This window comes from Dapis brunnea BLCC-M229, from assembly GCF_050015995.1.
In the GTDB taxonomy this organism is placed as follows: Bacteria; Cyanobacteriota; Cyanobacteriia; order Cyanobacteriales; family Microcoleaceae; genus Trichodesmium.
Genome location: NZ_JBNHEP010000303.1, coordinates 1 through 4681 on the forward strand (window position 1 = coordinate 1; position 4681 = coordinate 4681).

A 4681-nucleotide genomic window follows, 5' to 3' on the forward strand; every position below is an offset into this window, starting at 1 on the left:
CCCAAGTGCCGACAGCCTTAGCTAATATAGTTATGAAATTAATGGCGAAAAATGCGGAAGAGAGGTATCAAAGTGCTTTAGGGCTAAAATATGACCTAGAAAAATGTAGGGTTGAATATCTTGAAACTGGGAAAATAGAGCCCTTTGTCTTGGGAGAACTGGATCTATGCGATCGTTTTCTGCTCCCAGAGAAACTCTATGGACGGGAAAAAGAAGTGCAAACCCTCCTGAATGCCTTTGAAAGAGTCGCAGCCGGACAAACAGAAATGATGCTGGTGGCAGGATTTTCTGGAATAGGGAAAACCGCCGTGGTGAATGAAGTACACAAACCCATCACCAGATACAAAGGATACTTTATCAAAGGCAAATTCGACCAGTTCAATCGCAACATTCCCTTCTCTGCTTTTGTGCAAGCATTCCGAGACTTAATGGGGCAATTACTTGGAGAATCTGATACTGAATTGCTGGAGTGGAAAGCAAAAATCCTGGAAGCAGTAGGAGAAAGCGGGCAAGTGCTCATTGAAGTTATACCCGAACTCGAAAGGATTATTGGAAAACAACCACCCGTTCCGGAACTATCTGGAAGTGCAGCCCAGAATCGGTTTAACCTCCTCTTTGAGAAATTTATCACCGTATTCACAACAATTGACCATCCCTTAACCCTATTTCTGGATGATTTGCAATGGGTGGACTCAGCATCGTTAAACTTGCTCAAAGTGCTGATGGGGGATACTGGAACAGGATATTTGCTGCTGTTGGGGGCATATAGAGATAATGAAGTCTTCCCCGCCCATCCGTTGATATTAACTTTGGGGGAATTAGAGAAACAAAACACAACGACTTCAACAATTACTTTAATACCCTTATCTATTGCTCATATCAATCAATTGGTGGCCGAAACTCTCAGTTGTTCGGTAGAGTTAGCTGCTCCCTTGACAGATTTAGTATATCAAAAGACCAAAGGTAATCCCTTTTTTACCACTCAGTTCTTAAAAGGATTGCATGAGGATGGATTAATTGCATTTAATCAAAATTTGGGATATTGGGAATGCGATTTAGTTAAGGTGCAAGATGCAGCTCTTACAGATGATGTGGTAGAATTTATGGCGCTAAGGTTACATAAGTTGCCTGATGAAACCCAAAAAGTGATGAAATTAGCTGCCTGCATTGGTAATCAATTTGACTTAGAGACCTTAGCCATTATCTGCGAAACCCCATCAGAGGAAGTAGCAGCAAATTTATGGAGTGCTTTACGAGAAGGGTTAGTTTTACCTCAGAGCGAAGCCTACAAGTTTTTTCAAAGTAGGGAAAAAGACGAAGATCGAGCCGAGGGGATAAGTGTTGGCTATCGCTTCTTACATGATCGCGTCCAACAAGCAGCCTATTCTCTGATCCAAATTGAGAAAAAACAACAGACACACCTGAAAGTAGGAAGATTATTACTCCGTGCAATGAGTGCAACGGAACGAGATGAGAAAATTTTTGAGATAGTTAATCAGCTCAATCAAGGGAGCGACTTAATTTTATCAGAAACGGAACGACATGACCTAGCAAAGCTCAATCTTGCCGCTGCTCAACGCGCAAAATTATCCACAGCTTATGTCGCCACTGTTGAATACGCAAATAAAGGTATCCAACTTCTTCCTCAAAGGGCTTGGCAGCAAAGCTATGAATTCACCTTGAGTCTGTATAATTTAGGCGCTGAAGCAGCTTGTCTGGGGGGAGAGTACGAACGCATGGAGTTGTTAATTGAAGTGGTGTTGCAAGAAGCCCGGGACTTACTCGACACAATGAAAGTGTATGAAGCTCGGATTTTGGCAGACGTGGCCCGGTGTCGGGAGCCCAGAGCGGTCCAAACTGCCTTTGTCGCGTTAAAATTGTTGGGTGTGGAGTTTCCCGATGCTCCCACAGAAGCCGAGGTCGGTCAAATTTTCCAAGAGACTGCGGCCCTCTTAGGCAATAAAACAGTAGAGGAATTGTTGGCACTTCCGACGATGGAAGTGGCGGAACCAATGGCAGCACTGCGAATTTTGGCGACTGTCACTACAGGGATTTATCATGCCGTTCCTATTCTCATGCCCTTCGTCGTTTGCAAGCAAGTGAGTCTCTCAATTCAATATGGCAATGCGGAGGCATCCGCCCAAGCCTATGCTTGGTATGGGGTTCTGCTGTGTAGCTTGGGGGAAATAGAACTAGGCGATCGCATGGGGCAACTCGCCATGGATATCTTATCGCGCTCCCAGAGCCGAGAATTTATCACAAGCACCGTCAACATGGTATATACCTTTGTCAAACCTTGGAAACAGCCCCTCCAAGAATTGCTATCCCCCTTACTGGACGGCTACCAAAGCGGGTTAGAGACTGGTGCTTTAGAATATGCAGCCTACTGTTGTTCCAACTACTGCGTGCTGTCGTTTTTCCTGGGTAAAAATTTAACGAGCCTAGAATCAGATTTTAAAACTTACGATCAAGCCTTGGTGCAACTGAAACAGGATGTTACCCGCAACTGTCACCTGCTCTATTACCAGTTGATCTTGAATCTACTCGGTTGCTGCGACATTCCCTGGGTTTTACAGGGGGAAATTTATGATGAAGGACGCATGGTGCTCTTGTATCAAAAAGCCAACAATAATTATGCACTGGCAAACCTGCACATCAGCAAATTAATGCTGTGTTACCTCTTCTACGAACATTCTCAAGCCGTTTCCATGGCTGCAGATGCCAAACAATATTTAGGGGGAGTCGCGGGATTTTTCATCATTTCCGTGCATCGCTTTTATGAAGCACTAAGTCATTTAGCGCTCTTGAACACGCAACGACACCCTGCGGACGCACCTTTACCTCAGATATTCTCGGACAACCGAACGGAATTAGAGCAATGGGCGCATCATGCCCCTAAAAGTCAGATGCACCGAGTGTATTTGCTTGATGCCGAAAGGTATCGCGTCTTGGGGCAGCAACATAAGGCCATGGATTTCTATGATCGCGCCATTGCTGGAGCGAAAGTGAATCAGTTTATCCAAGAAGAAGCTCTTGCCAACGAACTGGCTGCCAAATTCTATCTCGACTGGGAAAGAGAAAAACTTGCAGTTGCCTATATGCAAGAAGCCTATTATTGTTACGCTCAATGGGGAGCAAAAGCTAAAATTGATGACCTTGAAAAACGATATCCACAACTGCTATATCCTATCCTCCATCGACAACCATTGGGTGAGAACACCAACAGTAAGATAACCACTCTTACCAGGGGAACAGTTTCCAACACCAGTACCTCTATCGGAGAACTGTTAGATTTGGCCAGCCTAATGAAAGCCTCCCGTAGCCTTTCCCAAGAAATTGACCTCAAGGGCGCTATCGCTAACTTTATCCAAGTCATCCAAGAAAACGCTGGAGCTGAAACCGTTGCCCTCATCTTATTGGAAGAAGATATTCTCCTGCTTGTTGCCCATGTGACAGGAGAGGAAATGTCTGTAATCACTATTCCGGTTGAGAAAACTAACAGTGTACCTTTAACCCTCATCAATCGTGTAAAAAACACACGAGAATACCTCGTCTTAGATGATGCCACAGAAGACAATGACTATAGCCGAGATGACTACATCCAAAAGCATCAACCAAAGTCAGTTTTATGTATACCTTTAATTGACAGAGGCCAACTGATTGGCATTCTCTACTTGGAAAACAATCAAGTATCCGGAGCATTCACCAGCGATCGTATAGAGATATTGAATTTGCTCTGTTCCCAAGCAGCAATAACCCTGCAAAATGCCCAATTATATGACAAAGAACAACTGGCACGTCAAGAGTTACAACAAGCATTAACCGATTTACAACAAGCACAATTGCAATTAGTGCAAAGTGAAAAAATGGCAACTTTGGGAAATCTAGTCGCGGGAGTCGCCCACGAAATCAATAATCCTGTGGGCTTTATCGGTGGCAATGTAGATGCAGCCCAAGAACATTTGCAAGATTTGCTATCCATCCTTTCTCTCTATCAAGAAAATACCTCTCCTCCTCAAGAAATTGCTCAAGAAATTGAAGAACTAGAACCAGATTTTATTGCCGAAGATTTCCCCAAACTAATTGCATCAATGGAAGAGGGATGTAATATCATTCGCAATATCAGCAAATCTCTACGAACATTTTCCCGTACAGATACTGTCAGCAAAACCGAGTTTAATCTGCACGACGGGATAGATAGCACCTTATTAATCTTAAAATACCGCCTGAAAGCAAATGAGAAAAGACCAGCCATTGAAATTGTCAAAAAATATGGGGATATTCCACAAGTCAAATGCTATCCAGGGCAACTCAATCAAGTGTTTATGAATTTATTGGCGAATGCAATAGATGCTTTAGATGAAAGCAATCAAGGAAAAATTTTTCAGGAAATAGAAAAAGACCAAAATCAGATTACCATTGAAACAGAATTAAGTGCAGACAAAAAAAGCGTTATAGTCCGAATTGCTGACAATGGAACGGGAATGCCAGAAGAAGTGAAAGCACGCATTTTCCAGCAAGGATATACCACCAAAGGAGTGGGCAAAGGAACTGGTTTAGGAATGGCGATCGCCCATCAAATAGTCACAGAAAAACATGGTGGTATGATTAGTTGTGATTCAACAGTTGGGCAAGGTACAATTTTTACTATCGTGATTCCTAGATAAAATATAGTCTTTTG

General features: G+C 43.2%; 1 protein-coding gene. It reads left to right on the forward strand.

Annotated elements, in window-relative coordinates:
- The first annotated feature begins 32 nt into the window (after window positions 1-32).
- A complete protein-coding gene (locus ACP6PM_RS34950; RefSeq protein ID WP_426591469.1) occupies window positions 33-4667 on the forward strand; it encodes a trifunctional serine/threonine-protein kinase/ATP-binding protein/sensor histidine kinase in 4635 nt (1544 codons plus the stop codon).
- The last annotated feature ends 14 nt before the right edge of the window (window positions 4668-4681 follow it).